19 protein-coding genes, 2 tRNA genes and 1 pseudogene are annotated in these 21,122 nt (G+C 33.3%); 8 read left to right on the top strand and 14 right to left on the bottom strand.

Features of this window, described 5'->3' with window-relative positions; genetic code table 11:
* Window positions 1-11: 11 nt before the first annotated feature.
* Complete coding sequence (locus tag FN795_RS08080) at window positions 12-1,376, top strand: saccharopine dehydrogenase family protein (RefSeq protein ID WP_142450154.1); 1,365 nt, start codon at window positions 12-14, stop codon at window positions 1,374-1,376.
* 203 nt (window positions 1,377-1,579) lie between these two features.
* Here the strand turns inward: FN795_RS08080 and FN795_RS08075 are convergent, their stop codons facing one another.
* From FN795_RS08075 to FN795_RS08045, 7 genes are all read right to left on the bottom strand, one after another.
* Window positions 1,580-3,265 carry a M56 family metallopeptidase gene (locus tag FN795_RS08075; RefSeq protein WP_142450153.1) on the bottom strand — a complete coding sequence of 562 codons (1,686 nt, stop codon included), beginning with the start codon at window positions 3,263-3,265 and terminating at the stop codon, window positions 1,580-1,582.
* Complete coding sequence (locus FN795_RS08070; protein WP_142450152.1) at window positions 3,262-3,633, bottom strand: BlaI/MecI/CopY family transcriptional regulator; 372 nt, start codon at window positions 3,631-3,633, stop codon at window positions 3,262-3,264. Before FN795_RS08070 ends, FN795_RS08075 begins: the two co-directional genes overlap by 4 nt.
* Window positions 3,634-3,710: 77 nt before the next feature.
* Window positions 3,711-4,673, bottom strand: a complete 963-nt coding sequence (locus tag FN795_RS08065; protein ID WP_142450151.1) for a DUF6624 domain-containing protein — start codon at window positions 4,671-4,673, stop codon at window positions 3,711-3,713.
* 17 nt (window positions 4,674-4,690) lie between these two features.
* Entirely contained in the window at window positions 4,691-5,113 is a 423-nt protein-coding gene (locus tag FN795_RS08060; protein WP_142450150.1) for a hypothetical protein, read from the bottom strand.
* Between the two features lie 103 nt (window positions 5,114-5,216).
* Window positions 5,217-5,654: an energy transducer TonB gene (locus FN795_RS08055; RefSeq protein ID WP_142450149.1), complete on the bottom strand. Its 438-nt coding sequence runs from the start codon at window positions 5,652-5,654 to the stop codon at window positions 5,217-5,219.
* A 304-nt stretch (window positions 5,655-5,958) separates the two neighbouring features.
* Window positions 5,959-6,555: a hypothetical protein gene (locus tag FN795_RS08050; protein ID WP_142450148.1), complete on the bottom strand. Its 597-nt coding sequence runs from the start codon at window positions 6,553-6,555 to the stop codon at window positions 5,959-5,961.
* Window positions 6,556-6,559: 4 nt separating this feature from the next.
* Window positions 6,560-7,948, bottom strand: coding sequence for a dipeptidase (locus FN795_RS08045; RefSeq protein WP_035645934.1), 1,389 nt, complete (start codon window positions 7,946-7,948; stop codon window positions 6,560-6,562).
* A gap of 109 nt (window positions 7,949-8,057) precedes the next feature.
* Here FN795_RS08045 and FN795_RS08040 point away from each other — a divergent pair.
* The 4 genes from FN795_RS08040 to FN795_RS08025 all read left to right on the top strand — a co-directional run bounded on the left by FN795_RS08040 (window position 8,058) and on the right by FN795_RS08025 (window position 11,720).
* Window positions 8,058-8,139: transfer RNA gene (locus tag FN795_RS08040), tRNA-Leu, on the top strand.
* Between the two features lie 305 nt (window positions 8,140-8,444).
* Window positions 8,445-9,245 (top strand): hypothetical protein, encoded by an 801-nt coding sequence (locus FN795_RS08035; RefSeq protein WP_142450147.1) that lies wholly within the window; start codon window positions 8,445-8,447, stop codon window positions 9,243-9,245.
* 798 nt (window positions 9,246-10,043) lie between these two features.
* The gene (locus FN795_RS08030; RefSeq protein WP_142450146.1) at window positions 10,044-10,697 is read left to right on the top strand and encodes a 3-keto-disaccharide hydrolase; all 654 of its coding nucleotides are present in this window, start codon (window positions 10,044-10,046) and stop codon (window positions 10,695-10,697) included.
* 75 nt (window positions 10,698-10,772) lie between these two features.
* Window positions 10,773-11,720: a WD40/YVTN/BNR-like repeat-containing protein gene (locus FN795_RS08025; protein WP_142450145.1), complete on the top strand. Its 948-nt coding sequence runs from the start codon at window positions 10,773-10,775 to the stop codon at window positions 11,718-11,720.
* A 212-nt stretch (window positions 11,721-11,932) separates the two neighbouring features.
* On the opposite strand, the pseudogene FN795_RS08020 reads toward FN795_RS08025, so the two are convergent.
* Window positions 11,933-12,460, bottom strand: a pseudogene (locus tag FN795_RS08020) (HAD family hydrolase); the annotation flags it as partial.
* Window positions 12,461-12,751: 291 nt separating this feature from the next.
* Between FN795_RS08020 and FN795_RS08015 the strand changes: the two are divergent.
* Window positions 12,752-14,185, top strand: coding sequence for an MBOAT family O-acyltransferase (locus FN795_RS08015; protein WP_142450143.1), 1,434 nt, complete (start codon window positions 12,752-12,754; stop codon window positions 14,183-14,185).
* Window positions 14,186-14,187: 2 nt separating this feature from the next.
* Window positions 14,188-15,129: a hypothetical protein gene (locus FN795_RS08010; RefSeq protein WP_142450142.1), complete on the top strand. Its 942-nt coding sequence runs from the start codon at window positions 14,188-14,190 to the stop codon at window positions 15,127-15,129.
* Window positions 15,130-15,133: 4 nt separating this feature from the next.
* Here FN795_RS08010 and FN795_RS08005 read toward each other — a convergent pair whose 3' ends face one another.
* The 4 genes from FN795_RS08005 to FN795_RS07990 all read right to left on the bottom strand — a co-directional run bounded on the left by FN795_RS08005 (window position 15,134) and on the right by FN795_RS07990 (window position 20,199).
* Complete coding sequence (locus tag FN795_RS08005) at window positions 15,134-16,717, bottom strand: MFS transporter (protein ID WP_142450141.1); 1,584 nt, start codon at window positions 16,715-16,717, stop codon at window positions 15,134-15,136.
* Between the two features lies 1 nt (window position 16,718).
* Complete coding sequence (locus tag FN795_RS08000; protein WP_142450140.1) at window positions 16,719-17,771, bottom strand: HlyD family secretion protein; 1,053 nt, start codon at window positions 17,769-17,771, stop codon at window positions 16,719-16,721.
* A gap of 78 nt (window positions 17,772-17,849) precedes the next feature.
* Window positions 17,850-19,199, bottom strand: a complete 1,350-nt coding sequence (locus tag FN795_RS07995; RefSeq protein ID WP_142450139.1) for a TolC family protein — start codon at window positions 19,197-19,199, stop codon at window positions 17,850-17,852.
* A 178-nt stretch (window positions 19,200-19,377) separates the two neighbouring features.
* A complete protein-coding gene (locus tag FN795_RS07990) occupies window positions 19,378-20,199 on the bottom strand; it encodes a helix-turn-helix transcriptional regulator (RefSeq protein ID WP_142450138.1) in 822 nt (273 codons plus the stop codon).
* 12 nt (window positions 20,200-20,211) lie between these two features.
* On the opposite strand from FN795_RS07990, the gene FN795_RS07985 reads away from it, so the two are divergent.
* A complete protein-coding gene (locus FN795_RS07985; RefSeq protein WP_142450137.1) occupies window positions 20,212-20,391 on the top strand; it encodes a hypothetical protein in 180 nt (59 codons plus the stop codon).
* Window positions 20,392-20,573: 182 nt separating this feature from the next.
* Here FN795_RS07985 and FN795_RS07980 read toward each other — a convergent pair whose 3' ends face one another.
* Both FN795_RS07980 and FN795_RS07975 read right to left on the bottom strand, forming a co-directional pair.
* On the bottom strand, window positions 20,574-20,810 hold the full coding sequence (locus tag FN795_RS07980; protein ID WP_142450136.1) for a GIY-YIG nuclease family protein: 237 nt from the start codon (window positions 20,808-20,810) through the stop codon (window positions 20,574-20,576).
* 63 nt (window positions 20,811-20,873) lie between these two features.
* Window positions 20,874-20,947, bottom strand: a tRNA-Asp gene (locus FN795_RS07975).
* Window positions 20,948-21,122 lie beyond the last annotated feature (175 nt).

The raw sequence follows: 21,122 nt of genomic DNA, 5'->3' as shown, positions 1-21,122 counted from the left end.
AAATATAAAATATGAGAAGCATATTAATTTTTGGAGCTGGGCGCTCAGCGTCGTCATTGATTTGTTATTTACTTTCAAAATCGGAGAGCGAGAACCTTCATTTGGTTGTTGCAGATCTATCTTTGGCCTTGGCCGAAAAAAAGACACAAAAGCACCCAAATGCGACTCCAATTGCTTTAGATATTTTTAACGCTGAAGAAAGAAAATCGGCGATTGAAAAAGCTTCTATTGTGATTTCAATGCTTCCGGCTCATTTGCATATCGAAATTGCAAAAGATTGCCTTCAATTCAAAAAACATCTTGTTACAGCTTCTTATATAAGTGATGCCATGCAGGCGCTTGATGAAGAAGCCAAGAAAAACAATTTGATTTTCATGAATGAAATTGGCCTTGATCCGGGAATTGATCATATGAGCGCCATGAAAGTAATTGATGAAATTCGATCAAAAGGCGGTAAAATGCTTTTGTTTGAATCTTTCTGCGGCGGACTTGTAGCACCTGAATCTGACAATAATCTATGGAATTACAAATTTACCTGGGCACCAAGAAATGTAGTTTTAGCTGGACAAGGCGGTGCGGCTAAATTTATTCAGGAGGGCACTTATAAATACATCCCGTACAGCGCCTTGTTCCGCAGAACTGAATTCCTGGAAGTAGAAGGCTATGGAAAATTTGAAGCGTATTCAAATCGCGATTCGCTTAAATACAGATCGGTTTACGGACTTGATGATGTCCTGACTTTATATAGAGGAACAATTCGAAGAGTTGGTTTTTCAAAAGCCTGGAATATGTTTGTTCAACTCGGAATGACAGATGACAGTTATATTATCGAAGATTCTGAAAACATGAGTTACCGTCAATTTATGAATTCGTTTTTGCCTTACCATCCAACGGATTCTGTTGAAATAAAAACGAGATTTATTCTGAAAATTGATCAGGATGATATTATGTGGGATAAACTTTTGGAACTGGATTTATTCAACCCAAACAAAAAAGTGAATCTTCCAAATGCAACTCCAGCTCAAATTTTAGAAAAAATACTGACTGACAGTTGGACTTTGGAAACTGAAGATAAAGACATGATTGTCATGTATCATAAATTCGGTTACGAGCTAAACGGCGAGAAAAAACAAATCGATTCAAAAATGGTTTGCATTGGCGACGACCAAACTTACACCGCAATGGCAAAAACAGTTGGACTTCCGGTTGCGATGGCAACATTATTGATTTTAAACGGAAAAATCACAACTCCAGGCGTTCAACTTCCAATTAAAAAAGAAGTTTACGAACCCATTTTAAATGAATTAGAAGAATACGGCGTAATTTTTAATGAACAAATCGTGCCTTATTTTGGATATAACCCGGACTTGTTTTAGTCTAAGTTTTTTAATTTTTATTTTTTAGAATTTTTTTTTAGTTTATTTTATCCGCTTCTTAGATGCAAAAGAAGCGGATTTTTTTTTGAAGGGACAAAGTGACAAAGGTTCAAAGGTTTTTCTTCCTTTGAACCTCAGTATTTAAAAATTTATTTTTCCGACTGAATTGTTATAGGCAAAGTTACCTGCTTTTTCATTTCATCTTATTTGGCTGTATCTTTATTTTGAATAGTTATTGGCAAAGTATAAAGCACACGAACTGGCTGTCCTTTTTGAATTCCTGGATTCCATTTTGGAGAAAGTTTTAAAACACGAATTGCCTCATCGCCTATTCCAAAACCTAAATCTTTTACTACTTGAAACTCTGAAAGCGAACCATCTGTTTCAATCATAAATTCTACTATAACTTTTCCTTGAATTTTGTTTGCTGCCTCTTCCGAAGGTACTTTGAAATTCTTCCCTACAAATTTGTAGAACTCCAATATGCCGCCTGGATATTCAGGTTGTCTTTCAACATCGTTTATAGTTGCTGTGGTTTCTTTTTCTGGCGTTTTTTGAATTTTACTTTTACGCGTGTCTTCACTAGCCATAATTGTTATGGTTCCGGCATCTCGTATTTGATTTTTACCATACGCTTTATCATAACCTTCAGCAGTAAACAATGTCACTTGATACCTTTGCGGAAACTTCTTACTTCTCGCATTTTTATGCACAATACTATTAAAATAAGAAACAAAATTACTTGCCTGATATTCATTTAATTCTGAATTAGAAACATGTTTTCCATCAATCCAAACAGCATAATTTTCACTATTTTTGAAACCTTCATATTCCTTTGAATCAGGAGATTTTTTTGCAAGAGATGGCACAGGCGGAATAAGCTTTTTTTCCTGTTCTGTTAATTCAGAGTACTTTTTTTCAACAAAAACTTTACTACTTTTACTTTTGAAGACAAAAGCAGTATTTGCGTAGTATTTATCGAAAGACGAAGCATTCTGTGCTTTTTGATTTTTTATATCCGTTTTTGTTTCTTGGGCAATAGTTTCCACACATAAGAGGAACATTAAACCAATGACAACGGGCAAGGCAGCAATTTTCTTTAGAAACGCTGTGTTTTTTGATGTTCTTTTTTTCATCATAATTAATCGTTTTTTTGTTACTAAATAATTCAAATTACTGGCCAAGTAAATCGTTTGAGTTCCACTTGCTTTATTTAAAAGCAGATTTTGATAAAATGGAACATCATTATAAGTTTTCACAATTTCCTGATCGGCAAGAAATTCGTGGTTAAGTTGTATTGCTTTTTTATAAAATAAAAAGAGTGGATTAAACCAAAAAATAGTCTTTAAAAACTCCACAAACAAAATGTCTAATGTGTGTTTTTGACTTACATGAACTAACTCATGCATGTATAATTCAGCTTCAATATTTTGAGTTTTATAGTCATCAGCGTTGATAAAAATGTAATTCAGAAAAGTATGCGGAAGAATTTTTTCTTCTACCAAAATCAATTTCGAATTTTTAAAATCAACTGCAGGATTACTGCTTATTTTAGACTTGAAGTTTTTAATGTTTCTTCCAAATCTTAACGCTAATATTAACGTCACCAACGCATATAAACTCCATAAGAAAATCAATTTATAATTGGTTTTCTCGACAACAGTTTGCATCTGAATTAGTGGCTGATTTACAACTTGCAGATTCGAAGAATTTACCGGAATTTCTTTGATAATTTCAAATGAAACAAAAGGAACAACTAACGAAAATACAATCGCAAAAAGCAAAAAGAATCGATTAAACTGATGCATTTTTTCGCGCTCTAATACAAAATGGTAAAAGGCAAGAAAAGAAGCCAAAGCAATAGCTGATTTTATAAGAAAGTCTGTCATTTTTTCTTTTTTTGAATTTCCGAGTCGATTATTTTCTTAAGATCTTCCAATTCTGAAGCGCTCAAATTTGTTTCAGTTGTAAAAAACGAAGCAAATTGTGATGCCGAGTTATTGAAGAAATTACTGATCAATCCTTTTACGTGTTTCGAAAAATAATCTGTTTTCTTCACCAATGGATAATATTCTCTTGAATTCCCGAATTCGTTATATGCGACAAATTGCTTGTCAATCATTCTTTTCAAAAGCGTTGCAACTGTTGTTGTTGCAGGTTTTGGTTCTGGATATGCTTCTAGCAAATCTTTCATGAAAGCTTTTTCAAGTTTCCATAAATGTTCCATTAATTGTTCTTCTGAGTTTGATAATTGCATTTTTTTAAGGTTCTAAGGTTCTGAGATTCTAAGTTTTTTGTAGCAGATTCATTTTGATTAATATGCCTCTTTATTCTTTATTCTTTAATATTTTCAAGTTTTTCCAATTCTGGCAATTCTTTCTTATACTCTTCCAAATTCCAGTCTATATTCATTTTTACTGCATAATCTGCTATAGGACCAAGCCCGACTTCTGCGCGCCTTTTATCTACATTATCTGGATCAATCAGAGGCGATATGTACCATTTGTTCGTTTTTTTATTCTTTGCGCTTTGGCTTCCATAAATTTGATGCCTTCCTTCTCTCAACGCCACTCTATCTTCCAAATACGCCAAATTTATTGGACTTGCATTGCCATTTTTAACCGCCTGTCTCAGCATTGGCAAATACTTTTGCTGGTATTTTAAATTAGAATGCTGAATAACCAAAAACAAAGTCTTATTTCCCTGAACACCAACAACATTTTTTCCTAACCATCCTCTTTCGTCTAGTATTTTCATAACCTTGATAAGGTTAATGCTGTCCTTTCTTAACATGATTTTACCAATACTGTCAATTTTTTTCTTATCCGATTTTGGGGATTTATAAACATTCATAAATTCTCCACGAATTTCCTGATCTTCAATATAAATTTCCGATAATTCTTTTTCCAGCACCTTATCGTAACTTACTCCGATAATCTCTAACTTCTTTTGCAGTTTCTCAATTGTTTTTTTCCATTCTTTTTCTGAATGCAACACCATTAAATCCCTATCAACTTGAAGTTTATCCATGTTTTGAAATCCATTGTCAATGGCTAAATTCAACCATTTAAATGCCTTTTTATTCTCTTTTGCCATAGACGCAGAACAGCCTGCATTGTAAAAGTTTTTCGCAGATTTTTGCTCAATTTTAAAAGCTTTTTCATAAAAAGCAACAGCCATTTTATAGTTTTCCTTCCCGTAGCAAGAATCTGCTTTGCGAACCCATTCTTTATAAGTCTGCGCTTTCGCGGAAAGACAAATCATGACAATAAAACTAAAAACAATTATTTTTTTCATGGCTGAATGTTAGCAGTTTATTTAATATTTTGTTCCGAGATTAATTCGCCTTTACTATAATTTTTGATGCTTTTTAATTTTCCTTTATCCGAATAGAATTTCCATTCTCCAAAATAAAACCAATGTGTTTCAACCGAATTGGTTTCTAATTTTGTTTTTCCTTTAGATTCTAATTTTCCGTTTTCGTAATAACTTCTTACAATACAAATTCCGTTTTTATATTTTTCTGTTTTATAAATTTTTCCGTTGATATAGGATTTCCACTTTTTTACCGGAACATCGTGTTTGTAATATTCATACGATTTATAAGTCGTGCTGTCTTGTACATAATTATCAATCCAAACGCCTTCTTTCTTATGATCAATTTTCTGATTGACCGGTTGGCTTTTACAACTTAATAGCAGTAATCCACAAAAAAATAATAAAAAATGATTTTTCATAAAAATTATAATTTCTACATTTATAGACATTGCTCTACAAATGTAGAAATAAAAATCAAACGTACAACTTTTATAGCAAAATTTTTATTTAATTAAAATTTTACTATTGCTTATCAGGTTCTTGAATAGAAATTGGAAGATGAAATTCAGCCGGCACCACTTTGCCGTTTAGTTTGCCAGGTATCCATTTTTGGGACAATCGTAGTACTCTTAAAGCCTCTTCACCAGTGCCGTAACCAAGATCTTTGACAACTTTCATATCCGTTAGTGAGCCATCTTTTTGAACAATAAAAGTAACCTTTATGGTTCCTTTTAACACAATTCCGGTTGGCGTTGATGGCACTTTATAAAAATGGCCGGCAAATTTATAAAACTCCGGCATTCCTCCTGGATAAGTTGGTTTCTCGGTCAAATCTGCTGTTTGATAATAACCTACTTGGGGTTTTGTTTCTTGCGCAGTAGTTCTGAGATTATAAAACAAAATAAAAGCAAAACACAAAACTATTTTTATCTTGGAAACCGAATTTAATTTTGAGATCATAGCGGTATTTTTTTAGTTATTTCCTTATAAAAATACTAAATTAATTTAAACGCATTAACTTCAATCTTAAAACATTAAGTAGCCTGAAAGAAATCAAAAACTCGAAATCCTGAATATTCAATAGTATTTCTGAGCGTTAGGGATAGAAGCGGTATCCTTTTTATTTTTTCTTTAAAAATAAAAAGATATAGCGGATAGCCCGTTCGCCGCGGCGAAAACGCCCAAATATTACTTAAACTTCAAAAACACTGGAAACAAAAAAATCCGCTCATTACTGAACGGATTTTTATATTGAAATAAAGATTTATTTAGTCTCTTTAGGATAATTATCTATCACACACTCCAGAAGTAAAGTATCATGATTTTCAATTTCTTTAGTTGTCATATTTCTATATTTTTTACCAAGACAATCAATCACATCATCCAGAACAGGTCCAGAAATGCTTTTTACTTTCGCCTCTTTGAGTTCTTTTTTTATCCTGGCTTTTACAGTAGGTTTGGTACCAACAAAATCGCCATTTTTAGTGTAAAAATAGAAATCGGGTTGTGCTTTTCTTTGTTTTTTCAAAAGTGCACTACATTTATTTAGACCTTCAAGAAAGATAGAATCACTATCTTTTGTATTTCTCATTTGCTCGATAAAACAATTACAAACAAATTCACTTTCTTTTTTAGATAGTTCTGCAATTTTATAGAGTGCCCTTTTCTTTAACATCGCTATAAGACTGTCCTCTGTACCTAAAAATTGATTATCAGCCGTGAATACCTCATTCTTTTTCGGAATTGCGACCTCTTTCTGATATGGTCTAGGTTCGGGAATTTCTATAATGTTCGATTTTTCCGATCTCTGGCAACCAAAAAGAGCAATTAGAACGAGAAATAAAATAGTTTTAAATCTCATTTTCTTATTTACTCAATTCTACAAAATACTTGTAAAACAACGGAATAGTCTCAATTCCTTTCAAGTAATTAAAGATTCCGAAATGCTCATTTGGCGAGTGAATTGCATCGCTGTCCAAACCAAATCCCATAAGGATTGTTTTGCTTTTTAATTCTTTTTCAAACAAAGCCACAATTGGAATACTTCCTCCAGAACGAACCGGAATTGCAGGAACTCCAAACGTTTCTGTATACGCTTTATTTGCTGCCTGATAACCGATGCTGTCAATTGGCGTTACATAACCTTGTCCACCGTGATGAGGCGTTACTTTTACCGTAACTCCGGCCGGAGCGATACTTGTAAAATGTTTTGTAAACAATTCTGTAATCTCTTCCCAATCCTGATTTGGAACCAAACGCATTGAGATTTTAGCAAAAGCTTTGCTCGCAATAACTGTTTTTGCTCCTTCACCAGTATAACCACCCCAAATTCCGTTTACGTCTAATGTCGGACGGATAGAATTACGTTCGTTTGTTACATAACCTTTTTCGCCGTAAACATCATTTAAATCTAAGGCTTTTTTATATTTTTCTAAGCTGAAAGGCGCTTTTGCCATTTCTGCTCTTTCTTCTGCAGATAATTCCTGAACTTTATCGTAGAATCCCGGAATTGTAATATGATTGTCTTCGTCGTGAAGCGAAGCGATCATTTTTGCCAAAATATTAATTGGGTTCGCCACTGCTCCTCCGTATAAACCTGAATGCAAATCGCGGTTTGGACCTGTAACTTCTACCTCAACATAACTTAAACCTCTTAAACCAGTCGTGATAGATGGTTGTTGATTTGAAATCATTCCGGTATCAGAAATTAGGATAACGTCGTTTTTCAGTTTTTCCTGATTGCGTTCTACGAACCAAGCCAAACTTGCAGAACCAACTTCTTCCTCGCCTTCAATCATGAATTTTACGTTACAAGGCAAAGTATTGCTTTGAACCATTAATTCAAGTGCTTTTACGTGCATGTACATTTGACCTTTGTCGTCACACGCTCCACGCGCGAAGATTGCGCCTTCTGGGTGAATGTCTGTAGTTTTGATAACAGGTTCAAATGGTGGTGAAGTCCATAATTCTAATGGATCTGGCGGTTGAACATCGTAGTGTCCGTAAACTAAAACCGTTGGAAGATTTGGATCTATTATTTTCTCTCCGTAGATAATTGGGTAACCTGGAGTGTCGCAAGTTTCGACATAATCGCATCCTGCTTTTGATAAACTTTCTTTTACAGCCTCTGCTGTGTCAATAACATCTTGAGAATATGCAGTGTCAGCACTTACCGACGGAATCTTTAATAATTCGATCAATTCATTGATAAACCGATCTTTATGTTGTTGAACGTAGGACTTAATATTTTCCATTTAAATTATTTTTATAGAAACCCAAAAGTACCAAAAAGAAAATTAATATTTTTTTTGAAATTTTTCTTTGAATATTCGAAAGTATGCTTATCTTTGCACCCACAATTACGCGGATATGGTGAAATTGGTAGACATGCCAGACTTAGGATCTGGTGCCGCAAGGCGTGTAGGTTCGAGTCCTATTATCCGCACTTAAACAAAGCTTCTGAAAGATTTTTTCAGGAGCTTTTTTTTTTTAATACCTTATCCACAATTCGTCAATAATTAAAAAAACTAAAGACAAAATGCCTATTAGTTTCAAAAACAATTTATATTTGATGGTCTTTACAATATCATGTGTCATCAAAAATAAATTGGCTATCATATTATTTTATTTAAAATAAAAAAAACATACACCAAAAATACAATTGTACAAATAATCTTATTTTTTCTTTTTTTTAATTAAAAAAAATCTTACTTTTGAGTATACATCAAACTTAATTTTAATTTTTTTTTTATGATTCCACAGTTACTCAACGCTAAGAAAATTATTAATCTTACGAAAAATGCTATATTACCAGCTTTAGTTTTAATTACAACTTTTACAAGTTGCGATAATGACAATCAAATCGAATACACAAACAAACAAGTTAATTCAGAAAACCAAATTAAAATTTTAGCTGAAACTTATGGTTACACCATAGAGAACTCAAATATTAAAAAGCCAAGCTATAAAGCGGCAAATTCAAAAGAACTAGAAGCTACATTAAAATCACTCAAAACTAATTTTGAAAGCTCTAAAATGATAAGCTCAAATGGAGTTTCTATAGAAGATAATTTAGGATCTCAAAAATGGAGACAAATATTATACAATAATTTAAAAAACAAAAAAGCTAGTAAAAACGCTTTAACCAATGATGACCCACCATACAAATATTCCTCAACACTATATTTTGACAACACTTTTCCTGCAGCTAATATTGCTGTTCGAGTCGATTATAATCTAGACGCTAATGGTAATGTTAGCGAATCTTCTGTGACAACTTACAAATATGGTATTGATATGGCAGGAGATTACTCTCAGACAACAGTAAACATAAGTACCTATGGCAATACGATTGTTTTTGAAGCGGTTGGTCAATTTTCAAATTCATTAGGCATCGGCTCATTTACCCTTAATAACACAAATCATGTAACATATACTGGATATCTTCAAACAAATAAGTTTGGTGGTGGAAGCCCTACGATGCAAATTTGGCAAGAACCATATATGGGACCGCGTGGTAATGACGATCAAAACACACCTAAAAATCAATAATTCTTTTTATTATGAATAAAAACCAAAATCATATAAGGTTCTTTTTGAGAATAATCGGTACAATATCCATTACGATTTTTTTTATTTCAAAAATATTTGAAATAGATAACAAACTTACTGACGGTTTATTGATTTTAAGCGTGTCATGTTTTTCAATAATTATACTATACACTTTAATAAAGTACTTAAAAAACAATTACTTTGTTAAATAAAAACATATAATGATTTTTCCCATTTGCATTCTAATTTTTCATCCATAACAATCCCGATGCGAAAGGATTTACAGATTGAAAAGATTTTTTAAATGTTCTTAAAAAAGTAAAACAATAAATAATTATTGTTTTACTTTTTTTTTCATATATACTACTCACGATGAAAAAATGAAGAGATGTGACAAAGACTTCGGCCAAAGCCTTTTCCATTTTCAAACACAAAAAAACCTCCAGCTAAAGCAGGAGGCAATTCATTTAACTTTATTATTCAATGAAGTAAATTCGTCTAGTTTGTCATTCCGAGGAACGAGGAATCTCCACAAGTAGCTCTACAAAGATTGTCGATTTAGATTGTCGAGTTTCTCGTGGAGATTCCTCGTTCCTCGGAATGACAAAAAATGACGATTCTGATTCCGAAGATGGATTAAAATCCATCCCTACATAATGTTCCGTTCCTCCGGAACTCTTTTTAAAATTTCAAAACAAAAAAAACAGAACTCCGCATTTTTATATTATTCGATATAATTATTTTTACTTTTGAAAAATCGTCAATCAAACGAATCAATTTCGTTCCAAACTTATAATCATGTTAAAAAAATCAACTTTTGCTTTTGGTCTTCTTTTTATTCTAAATTCATGTCTTGTTCAGCAAAAAAGTTTAGAAATAAACGATTGGTATGCTTTTACAAAATCTAATACCGCACAACAAGAGCCTTCAAATGTTTATGAGTTCACAGACGGAATGATTCGCATGCACGGAGAAGATCCAAGTTGTTTGATGACCAAAAAAAGCTATAAAAACTTTGAGCTTGCACTTGAATACAGATGGAATATTGACGAGAAATACAAAATGAAAGGCGTGAAAAACAGCGGCGTGATGTATAATATTCCGTTAGATGCTTCTGATAGAATCTGGCCAAAAGGAATTCAGTTTCAAATAAAAGAAAAAACTACCGGAGATTTTATCTTTTTGGATAACGTAACGGCAAAAGTAAATGGAAAATTAGTTGAAGCCGGCGCAAGTGTGGTTTCGCCTAAATTTTTAGAAAATGAAAAACCTTATGGTGAATGGAATTTGGTTGTCATTAAATCTTTCAATGGAAAAATCAAGCAATATTTAAACGGAAAATTAATAAATGAATGCACGGAAGCTTCTGCTACAGAAGGTAAAATCTCTTTAAACTATGAGCGTTCACCTATTGATTTTAGAAATATCCAGATAAAAAATATCTCTAAATAAATTTAAACAAAAAAATTCTTCCCAATTTTACGCAACCATTTTGATATTCAAACATCTATTAAAAAAAAGATTGTTATGAAAAAAATGATTTGTTTCCTGATTCTTAGTTTAGGAATTATTGGCTGTTCTTCTGATGAAGGCAAAAATGGAGATTCATTTGAGAAAATGGATGCCTATACCACTCAAGGCTTAACTGACATTTCCTTTATAAATAAAAATCAAGGAATAATTTGTGGCACATTAGGATTTTTAGCAAAAACTAATAATGGCGGAAAAACATGGAATGTACTTAATGTAGGAGATAAGCAAACCTTTATGAGTGCTTTTATGGTAAATGAACAAAAATTCTATACTGCAAGACTTGATATGTTTGTTACTACAAATTCAGGTACTACATTTAGTAAAGTTCAAAGCCTTTCAAGCGGTTCAACTATTTTTGCCATTAAGTTTTTTAATCCTTCAAAAGGCTTGCTTGTAAGAAATGGTTCGATATTAAAATCAGATGATTCTGGAAATACTTGGACGAAAATCTATGATGGCCCTAGTGTCGATAACTTAGAAATAACCTCAGATTTAGTTTCATATGCTTACGGTGGCTATACTGCAAATGGCTTTACCGGAGGAGGTGCTATAGATAATGGAATAATTATCAAAACTATTGATGGAGGTAAATCCTGGACCAACACATTGAATTCGGATTCAAACATTCATTCCATTTCTTTTATTTCAGACAATATTGGTTATTATATTAATTCCAGACATGAATTACATAAAACTATTAACGGATCAACTAGTTGGACAAAAGTATCAAACTTGTCTGGCTCTACATCGTCTGTTTGTTTTATTAATGAAAAAACGGGATATTATTCAACAGATGACGGGAAAATTTACGAAACTAGAGATGGTGGCTTAAATTGGAAAATAGCTTATAATAAAAATACAGAACGAATCTTTAAAATTATTACTAAAGATGGCGCTGTATATGCAATAGGAGACAATGGATTGTTTCTTAAGAAAAAATAAAAACCTTTGTCAAAGTTTAAAACTTTGACAAAGGTCTCCTATAGTTTTGGTCCCGATAGCTATCGAGAGGAATTTTAAGAATTGGTATTTAACAATTCAATTATCTTATCCACATTAATCTCACTATAATCATTAATATAAAAATCGCATGGCGGCAGCTGCTCTTTTGTATGCGAACTCAAAACGCCAACCACTTTCATTCCTGCATTTAATCCTGCCGTAACGCCCGAAAACGAATCTTCGAAAACCACACAATCCGACGGTAAAACTCCAACACGCTCAGCCGATTTTAGATAAACTTCTGGATTTGGTTTATGAAACGTAACGTCTTCACTTGACATCATCGAATCCATTTTTTTGCCTAGTTTCAACGCATTCGCAATTAAATCCAAATTGGCACGTGGAGCAGATGTTCCAACGGCCGTTTTAAATCCGCGGGATTTTAACTCGTTTAAAAACTCCAAATAATGCGGAATCGTTTCGACTTTGTCTTTATAAATCTCACGAAACATTGCTTCTTTTTCATCTTCAAGTTTGGTCAATTCTTCTCCAGTAATTGGACGTTTGAAGAAATGTGTCATGATATATCCGTTATGTTTTCCATACATATGCTCTTCAAATTCTTTCTCTGAATGAGGAATCTGATATTTGTCAAAGAATGCTTGAAAAGCTTTTGCATGATCGGGGTTGGTATGGCAAATAACGCCGTCCATATCAAAAATTACACATTGCTGGCTCATATATTTATTTTATTTTTTTAACGGCTGCAAGATACTTATTTTTTACAGGGTTACGGGAGGTTTCTCGCAGAGTTTTTTTTGAATCTCGCAGTCCTGATAGCTATCGGGATAAACGATTTAAACAGATTTGCTCAGATTTTTTATTCGTTAAATCTTATAATCGGTGGCCGAATTTTTCACTTCATTCTATAAATAGAAAAGTTATGCCAGATAACAGAAAAAGTCGTTATTTGCACCCATATTTTAAATCGTAAAACAACTCAGAAGAGTAACCCCAAATAAAACAGTACAATGCTTTTTAACTCGATTGATTTCGCGATATTCTTGCCTATAATATTTATCCTTTATTGGCTTATTGGCAAAAAATCACTTCAGTATCAAAACATTTTACTATTGGTTTCCAGTTATTTCTTTTATGCTTTCTGGGATTGGCGTTTTTTATTTCTTTTAGTATTTTCTACGCTGCTGGATTATTTTACAGGATTAAAAATGCAAAACACATTGAATCCTGTCACAAAAAGAAATTGGTTTTGGATTAGTATTTCGATCAATTTGGGCTTTTTGGCTGTCTTTAAATATTATAACTTTTTTGCTGATTCCTTCGCCAAAGCAATTTCAAATTTTGGGCTTCATGTCAATCCTTGGACTTTAAAAGTTATTCTTCCTGTTGGGATTTCGTTTTATACTTTTCACGGCTTATCGTATGTAATTGATATTTATAAAAACAGAATTAAAGCCGAAGAAAGCTTTATCAATTATTCGGTTTTCGTTTCTTTTTTTCCATTACTGGTTGCCGGACCAATTGAAAGAGCAACGCATCTTCTGCCTCAAATTAAACAGAAAAGAAAATTTGATTATCTGCAAGCAATTGACGGATCACGACAAATTTTATGGGGATTATTTAAGAAAGTTGTCATTGCAGATTCTTGTGCGGTTTATGCAAATTCTATTTTTAATGATTCTGCTAGTTATTCCGGAAGTACACTTTTATTGGGAGCAATATTCTTTGCTTTTCAAATTTACGGAGATTTCTCAGGCTATTCTGATATCGCATTAGGAGTTGCTCGCCTTTTAGGGATTGATTTACTAAAAAACTTTTCGTTTCCTTATTTTTCAAGAGATATTGCAGAATTTTGGAGACGCTGGCACATATCGCTTTCAAGTTGGTTTAAAGACTATTTGTACATTCCACTGGGAGGAAGTAAAGGCGGAATGTGGAAAACAATTCGAAATACCTTTATTATTTTTATTGTAAGTGGATTTTGGCATGGCGCAAACTGGACATTTATCGCCTGGGGATTTTTAAATGCCTTATTTATAATGCCTTCGATTATTTTTAAAACAAACAGAAACAATCTTGATATAGCTGCGCAAGGTAAAATACTGCCGAGTTTAAAAGAATTCTTCTCAATTGTTGTCACTTTTGGGCTGACGGTTTTTGCTTGGATTTTCTTTAGATCAGAAAGCATACGACATGCGTATCATTTTATCGCTAAAATATTCTCGCAAACACTTTTTACCAAGCCACAAATACTGCCAAAAAAATTGATACTGATTATACTTCTATTTATGATTATCGAATGGCTAGGCAGAGAAAATGAGTTTGCACTATCTAAATTACCAATCAAGAGCAAAGCAGTCCGCTGGGGATTTTATTACATTTTAGTAATAACAATATTGTATTTTTCTGGTTCAGAACAACAATTTATTTACTTCCAATTTTAGTTATGCGAAAATTCATTATAAACAGCATCTTTTTCTTATTCCCTGTATTTCTGGGCTTGGCGTTTATGGAATTAATGCTTACCAATATTCCAAATGACTATTTATTCAAAAATAAATACCTGGACGAAAATTCGGCTGAAATTGAAACTTTGATTTTAGGAAGTTCGCATACTTATTATGGCGTTGATCCTCAATTCATGAAACACAATGGCTTTAATAGTGCGGCTATTTCACAATCATTGGATTATGATTATGAGATTTTAAAAAAATACGAATCAAGACTTAAAAAACTAAAATATATTATAATCCCTGTCGATTATTTTTCTCTTTTTTCTAAACTGGAAACCGGAATTGAAAGTTGGAGAATAAAAAACTATATTATTTACTATAATATAAATACAGGCAACAATTACAACCCTTCAAATCATTTCGAATTATTTAATGGCAAAATTAGCGACAACATTGAACGCATCAAAGAATACTACATCTATCACAAGGTTAAAAATATTACATGCAATAAATATGGATCGGGCGTAATTTCCAGCTCAACTACGAAAAAAGATTTAATCGAAACAGGAAAATCGGCTGCCAAAAGGCACACCAAAAATATACATGACAGTTTATATTTTCAAGAAAATACCGAAATCCTTAAAAACATTGTACAATTAGCCAATTCAAAGAATGCAAAAATAATTTTCATCACATGTCCGGCTAATAAAACATATGTCGAAAATTTAAATGCTGCACAGCTTTATGCTACTATTAATTTCATGAATCGATTTGTTAAAAACAATCCAAATGCATCTTACTATAACTTTTTAAGTGATAAATCATTTGAAGATGCTGATTTTTATGACGCCGATCATTTAAACAAAATTGGAGCTAAAAAACTATCCATGAAAATTGATAATTTACTAACCGGGAAAGAAAACAAAATTCATTAAGCTATTAGCCAATCCAAATCTTACTTTTCACCAAAGTCATCGTTTGTCTCAAATGTTGATTACACGCAATCAGAATAATCAAAACCACTAAACCATATCCAACAATCGTATAAATTTCCATATCGGCTAGTAAAGTTGATTGTTTAGCAACGGTTCCGAAAATCTTTTTCATGGCTAAAACATTCGCATTGTCTGCCGAATAACCTTTGGCAATAAAACTTTGTGTTGTACTTGCAATTGTTTGTTGCGCTTCTGTATTTTCTCCCGTTACGAATTGACTTAGTTTCAAGAAGTGTTTTTTATTCAAGAAAACCATCGCATTCTGCATTACACAGAAACCAATCGTACTTCCCCAAAAACGCCCCGAAACGCCTACAATTCCTGAAGAAACCGCCATATTTGCCGGAACCGATGATGTGGTAAATAAGATGAGCGGAACAAATAAAAACCCAACACCGATTCCTTGCAAAATATAGGGAATGATAATATCGCTCAACGCAACATCTGGCACAAAAAGAAACGTAAACCAGAAGTGGAAAATAGCAATAAGCGTAAAACCAATCATGAAAATAATTTTAGTCGAAACGGATTTCATCAGAAAAAAAGCAGCTAAAACCAAGCCGATTACATTTCCTAATCCGTTGATGTATTGTACTCCAGCAACACGTGACGGATCCCAATTCCAAATCGAAAACATCGCCGAATGACAAAGACTCAGCGTTGCTCTGCTGATATAAAAAAGGAAAAACAATAAAAACCCAATTCTAAGATTGGCATATTTTAGAACTTCAAAATTGAAACTTGGTCTTTTTACCAAACGTTCTTTAAAGATGAACAATCCGCCTGTAATGAGTGAAATCATCAATATTAAAACCATTTCAGAAGACTGCAACCAATATTTTTTCTCTGCATAAACAAAAAAGTAGGCACCGCAAAGAATTGAAATTAAAACCAAAAAATAACTCATCCAATCAATTTGATATAACGGGATTTTCTTTGTGATTCGGTGCCCTCTGAAAGTAACTAAGATTAAAAAGACGTTTAAAACCTGAAGTCCGCCCGAAACATATAACATGTATTTCCAGTCGTAATGATCGAGAAACCAAACGGCAATATTCATAATAAACGGCGTAGACAACAACAGCGCGCCGTAGTAAAATGAAAATCCAATAATAATGGCATTTTTAGTATTGAACTGCTCAATAAGCAATTGTCTGATTGTAATTACCGGAAGCGCCATCAGAATTCCTTCGGCAACTCTCATCAATAAAAAAACTGGAAAACTGGTAATATACGCCGATGAAACAATCGTAATCCCGATTAAGGAATAAACTGCCATCAGGTAATTTTTTGCAGGAAAAAAACTCGAAAATCGGCTTTCTATCAAGATTGTAGCCAGTAAAGTTCCGTACGTTACGCACATCGCAAACTGCAAATCTTCAGGCTCAATATCCAGAAAACTTGCCGCATACGTTACGTTCGACGTATAAACTCCCAATAAAATCATAGAATGCAAAAGACAAACGAACAAAATAATAATGATCGCCCACTTTGGCACCCAGGATTTAAATATACTTTTATCTTCCATTTTATTTGTGCGCAGCAACAACTGTAATGTTCATTCCTGCTCTTAAAAAATCGGTTTGTTTGTCTTGTTCTTTTAACTGAATTCTAACCGGAATTCTTTGTTCAATTTTTACGAAGTTTCCTGTCGCATTATCTGGAGGAAGCAACGAAAATCTAGCGCCACTTGCAGGCGATAGCGAAGCAATTGTTCCCACAAAAACCTTGTCGTTTACCGCATCAGCTTTGATTTCAACCTCTTGACCAACCGTTAAATATTGCAATTGTGTTTCTTTAAAATTAGCGGTAATCCATTTTTCTCTACTCACGATAGAAAGCAAAGACTGACCTTCTTTCACCATTTGTCCTGGCTGTAAAGTTCGTTTTCCAACCCAGCCATCATAAGGCGCCGTAATTACCGTATACGAAAGAAACAATGCAGCATTATCAGCGACAGCTTGTTTCGAAGCAATATTCGTTTGTGTAGTCGGAACATTTGCTTCGGCAACAGAAGTACTCAAAGTAGCCGAATGAATTCTGTTTTTCATTTCCGAAAAATGCGCTTGCGCCGATTCATAATCGGCGCGGACTTTTTCTAATTGCTGAGAAGTTGCCGCTTCTTCACTTACCAAAGCTTTGTATCTTTCGTATTCCAATTTTGTTTTCCAAAGATTTGATTTTGCAGCGTCCAATTGCGATTCATTAATAGCCGTTGCGCTTGCTGTATTAACTGCATTTTTCTCGGCCACAACACTATTCTGTTTAGCGTTCTGAACATCGGCCAAAGCCACATTCAATTTCGATTTGTATTCCCTGTTATCAATCACAACCAAAGTATCGCCTTTATGTACAAACTGGTTTTCATCAAAGCGAACTTCCTGAACATATCCTGTAATTCTCGACATAATTGGCGTAACGTATTGCTCCACCTGCGCATCATTGGTTTCTTCGTGATTTCTGTTAAACACATAAAACCAAATTCCTAAAATAATACCGCTTACTACTAGCGTACATGCAATAATTGTTATTAGTATATGAAACGTTCTATTTCTTCTAGTTTCATTTTTTATCTTGACCATATCTTCTTTATCTCTTTAATCTTAGTTCTTTCTTTAAAATCTCGCTTCTTGCCTCTTTCTTCTATCAAGTCTAAACAATTAACTCTGAGGCATTATCCCAGCCGTATGAAGTAACTCATAATGTTTCAAAACCGCATCCAAATGGGTAGAGATTTTGTTGTATTTTGCCTGAAGCAAAGCATTATCAGCATCCACCATTTCGGTAATTAAAACCAATTGGTTTAAGTATTTCAGTTTTACGATTCGGTAGTTTTCTTCAGCTAAATCCAAGGCTTTGTCAACGACCACAAACTTTTCAAGGATTTCCTGATATTGTGTATGCTCTTTGTAAAGTTGATCCTGAATTTCATCTTTTATGATTTCAGATTGCATTTCCTGCCATTTGATTTTGGTATTTGCCTGATCTGTCTTCGTTTTGTTTTTATACAAAGAAGAAAGATCAAAAGAAGCCTCAATTCCAACCTGACCTAAAGTGTACAAATATGGATTTGGCGGAAAGAATTTATAGTTTGGATAATAAAAACCATAATTCCCGAAGAAGTGGACGCTTGGCAGATAGTTTGCTTTTGCCAATTTCAGTTCCGTTTTGCTGATGTTTAATTCCTGGCTTGCAATTCGCATTTCTTCGTTTTGCATTGCCTTATTCATATAAAAATCATACGGATCTAAACCATTCATTTCGTCTAAACTTGATGTGGTATCAATCGCGATTTCCTCGTTTTCTGGAATCTGAATCAAAGTTTTCAAATCGTGAAGCGCTATTTTTATGTTTTTGGAATTTGTAAGCGCGTTCAATTCACGATCTGAAAGTTGCAATTCGGCACGAATAACTTCGTTTTTGGTTACTGTTCCGTGTTTCTGTAGCGATTGTACCTCTTTTAATCGGCTTTTTTCTTCTTTGATGTTTTCTTCAAATATTTTTTGAAGTTCCATCATTTTATAAATCGCCAGATAATTTGCCACTACTTCCAGTTCAATATCGTTTTCTGTTTTTTCCGATTTAATTTTGGCAATTTCGTTTTCCTGATTTGCAATTTTAATCGCGTTATTAATCTTATTTCCAACGTAAATTGGCATTTTAAAAGTCGAATTCACCTCGTAGATTTCCGGAATTGCTTTCGTAACTTCTTTTCCATTCAAGAAACCATTTCCTTTAAATTCGGTAATATTGGTAATTCTCGAATACATGCCTTTTAATTCTACATCCGGCAATCTAAGTTCTTTTCTTTCTTTGATGTTTTGCTCAGCGAGCGTAATCTCTAGTTGAGATTTAAGTACTTTTTTGTTGTTTTCCTTCGCTAATTTCATCACTTCTTGTAAAGAAACCGTACGAATCTCTTGCGCTTGTAAATTACTGAATGTCAAAACAATTATCAGCAACCAAAAGCTTCTGGGGAAACAATCTTCTTTTAAATTTGTAAGGAACATGAATACATAAATATTTTATGGTGCAAAGTTCCTTCATTTTTTTCTTGGCAGATGATTCTAAAAAGTCAATAACATATTCATTTCGGACAAATGTTAAAATTGAATTTTCCGAAAACGTTATATTAAAACACTGAAAAACAATTTGTTGTAAAATCAAATGAATTATGAAATACAAAAATTATTTTCGTTCCAAAATCTCTTCTCCATTTAAGTAATCGGAAGGTCTTTGTCCTAAAATCTTGAAAAAAGTATTACTGAAAGTCGGAACACTATTATAACCAACTTCTTGAGCTACCTCTTTTACCGAAAGCTTTCTTTCTAACAGAAGCTCAATTGCTTTGAGGATTCTTCGAATAGTATAATATTGAATAAATGACATTTTAAGATCTTTTTGAAACAAGCGATACAAAGAGCGTTCGCTGAAACCAAATTCATGTGCAACATCAGCAAACAGAATTGTTTCGCCAAGATTATTCTCAACATAACGCAGAATTTTCCCTAATCGTTTGTCTTTTGGCTGTGGTAACTCTAAAGGTAAATTATTAGTGCAAATTTGAGGCAGAATCGCTTTTATGGCTTTTGCAATTGTAAAACTCGGAGAACCTTTTTTTAAATCTCCGTTCCATTGATTGGTAAACATCATCATTTGGAGCAACAAATTATTAACCGGATAAATGCCTTCTCTTTTGTAGAATTCATCTTCATTTTTTTCAACCGGAAAATATAAATTTCGCATCATCACATGTTCCGATTTTGGCTCGATGCTGTGCTCCAATCCCGCCGGAATCCAGATAAAATGTCTTGCAGGCAAAAAATAAGATTTTGTTTCAGTTGTCACAAAAACCACATCGCCTTCTGCGTACAGCATTTGAGCTTTATCGTGTTTATGCCATGGAACAAACAATTCGCCCATTATATCATGATGACAGTAAATGCTTTTTTTATCTGCATCTACTTTCTTGATGTAATATTTGTCTACTTTAAAGGTTGTTTGTTCCATTTAAATGATACGATGATTTCGTATTATAAAGATACTGAAGAAAAAGAAATTAAAATTCCAATTCACCACACAGTTTGTCATTTCGACGAAGGAGAAATCTCCGCGAGAAACTCTACAAAAATTGGCGATATTCTGTACGGAGCTACTCGCGGAGATTTCTCCTTCGTCGAAATGACAAAACAGACTGAGTAAAAAACTTTGCGAACTTTGCGTAAATCTTAGCGCCCTTTGCGGTAAAATTTAAAAACAAAAAAGCCTTTCCGTTAAGAAAGGCTTTTAACAACTTAGGCGGTCTGGACGGGACTCGAACCCGTCTCGTCCCTAGACGAGATGCCAGACATGTATTCTAACCAACTTTATCTTTCTTATTTATATTATTTAATTAAAGTCTCTATTGATTTTCTATTTAACTTTTTCAATCTCAATTCTTCAATCAAAGCTTCTTTTTTAGTTTCGAATGATTTCGAATAAACCAACTCCCATGGTCCTTTATCTGAAGTATACCTGCTTCTATTCTCATTATGATATAATAATCTTTGAGCAACATCTTCACTAAATCCTTTGTAATAAAGATCAAGAGTTTTAGAATAAATTATATAAACGTAAAACATAAATCAAAATTTAATGTAAAAAAAAATGCCTATCATAATGATAGGCATTTTTAACAACTTAGGCGGTCTGGACGGGACTCGAACCCGCGACCCCATGCGTGACAGGCATGTATTCTAACCAACTGAACTACCAAACCCTGCGTTATTGCGAGTGCAAAAATACAATAGAATTTCGTTTCTGCAAGCGTTTTTGCGAATAAAAATTGAGAAATTTTTAATTGGTTAAATTCCAATATTTTAAAAATCGATAATAAATTTAAAAAAGAAGGATTTTCTTTCTTTTTAACCGCAATCCCGATAGCTATCGGGAGC

The organism is Flavobacterium resistens (genome assembly GCF_900182645.1).
GTDB classification, from domain to species: domain Bacteria; phylum Bacteroidota; class Bacteroidia; order Flavobacteriales; family Flavobacteriaceae; genus Flavobacterium; species Flavobacterium resistens.
Note: the sequence above shows the minus strand (reverse complement) of the source record. Positions and strands in the feature narration are given on the sequence as shown.

Coding starts and splice junctions, on each gene's coding strand:
- FN795_RS08035 (WP_142450147.1), top strand. CDS start 8,445: ATGATTCCACAGTTACTCAACGCTAAGAAAATTATTAATCTTACGAAA.
- FN795_RS08010 (WP_142450142.1), top strand. CDS start 14,188: ATGCGAAAATTCATTATAAACAGCATCTTTTTCTTATTCCCTGTATTT.
- FN795_RS07990 (WP_142450138.1), bottom strand. CDS start 20,199: ATGGAACAAACAACCTTTAAAGTAGACAAATATTACATCAAGAAAGTA.
- FN795_RS08050 (WP_142450148.1), bottom strand. CDS start 6,555: ATGAGATTTAAAACTATTTTATTTCTCGTTCTAATTGCTCTTTTTGGT.
- FN795_RS08045 (WP_035645934.1), bottom strand. CDS start 7,948: ATGGAAAATATTAAGTCCTACGTTCAACAACATAAAGATCGGTTTATC.
- FN795_RS08000 (WP_142450140.1), bottom strand. CDS start 17,771: ATGGTCAAGATAAAAAATGAAACTAGAAGAAATAGAACGTTTCATATA.
- FN795_RS07985 (WP_142450137.1), top strand. CDS start 20,212: ATGATTTCGTATTATAAAGATACTGAAGAAAAAGAAATTAAAATTCCA.
- FN795_RS08075 (WP_142450153.1), bottom strand. CDS start 3,265: ATGACAGACTTTCTTATAAAATCAGCTATTGCTTTGGCTTCTTTTCTT.
- FN795_RS08080 (WP_142450154.1), top strand. CDS start 12: ATGAGAAGCATATTAATTTTTGGAGCTGGGCGCTCAGCGTCGTCATTG.
- FN795_RS08015 (WP_142450143.1), top strand. CDS start 12,752: ATGCTTTTTAACTCGATTGATTTCGCGATATTCTTGCCTATAATATTT.
- FN795_RS08065 (WP_142450151.1), bottom strand. CDS start 4,673: ATGAAAAAAATAATTGTTTTTAGTTTTATTGTCATGATTTGTCTTTCC.
- FN795_RS08055 (WP_142450149.1), bottom strand. CDS start 5,654: ATGATCTCAAAATTAAATTCGGTTTCCAAGATAAAAATAGTTTTGTGT.
- FN795_RS08060 (WP_142450150.1), bottom strand. CDS start 5,113: ATGAAAAATCATTTTTTATTATTTTTTTGTGGATTACTGCTATTAAGT.
- FN795_RS08025 (WP_142450145.1), top strand. CDS start 10,773: ATGAAAAAAATGATTTGTTTCCTGATTCTTAGTTTAGGAATTATTGGC.
- FN795_RS08030 (WP_142450146.1), top strand. CDS start 10,044: ATGTTAAAAAAATCAACTTTTGCTTTTGGTCTTCTTTTTATTCTAAAT.
- FN795_RS08070 (WP_142450152.1), bottom strand. CDS start 3,633: ATGCAATTATCAAACTCAGAAGAACAATTAATGGAACATTTATGGAAA.
- FN795_RS08005 (WP_142450141.1), bottom strand. CDS start 16,717: ATGGAAGATAAAAGTATATTTAAATCCTGGGTGCCAAAGTGGGCGATC.
- FN795_RS07995 (WP_142450139.1), bottom strand. CDS start 19,199: ATGTTCCTTACAAATTTAAAAGAAGATTGTTTCCCCAGAAGCTTTTGG.
- FN795_RS07980 (WP_142450136.1), bottom strand. CDS start 20,810: ATGTTTTACGTTTATATAATTTATTCTAAAACTCTTGATCTTTATTAC.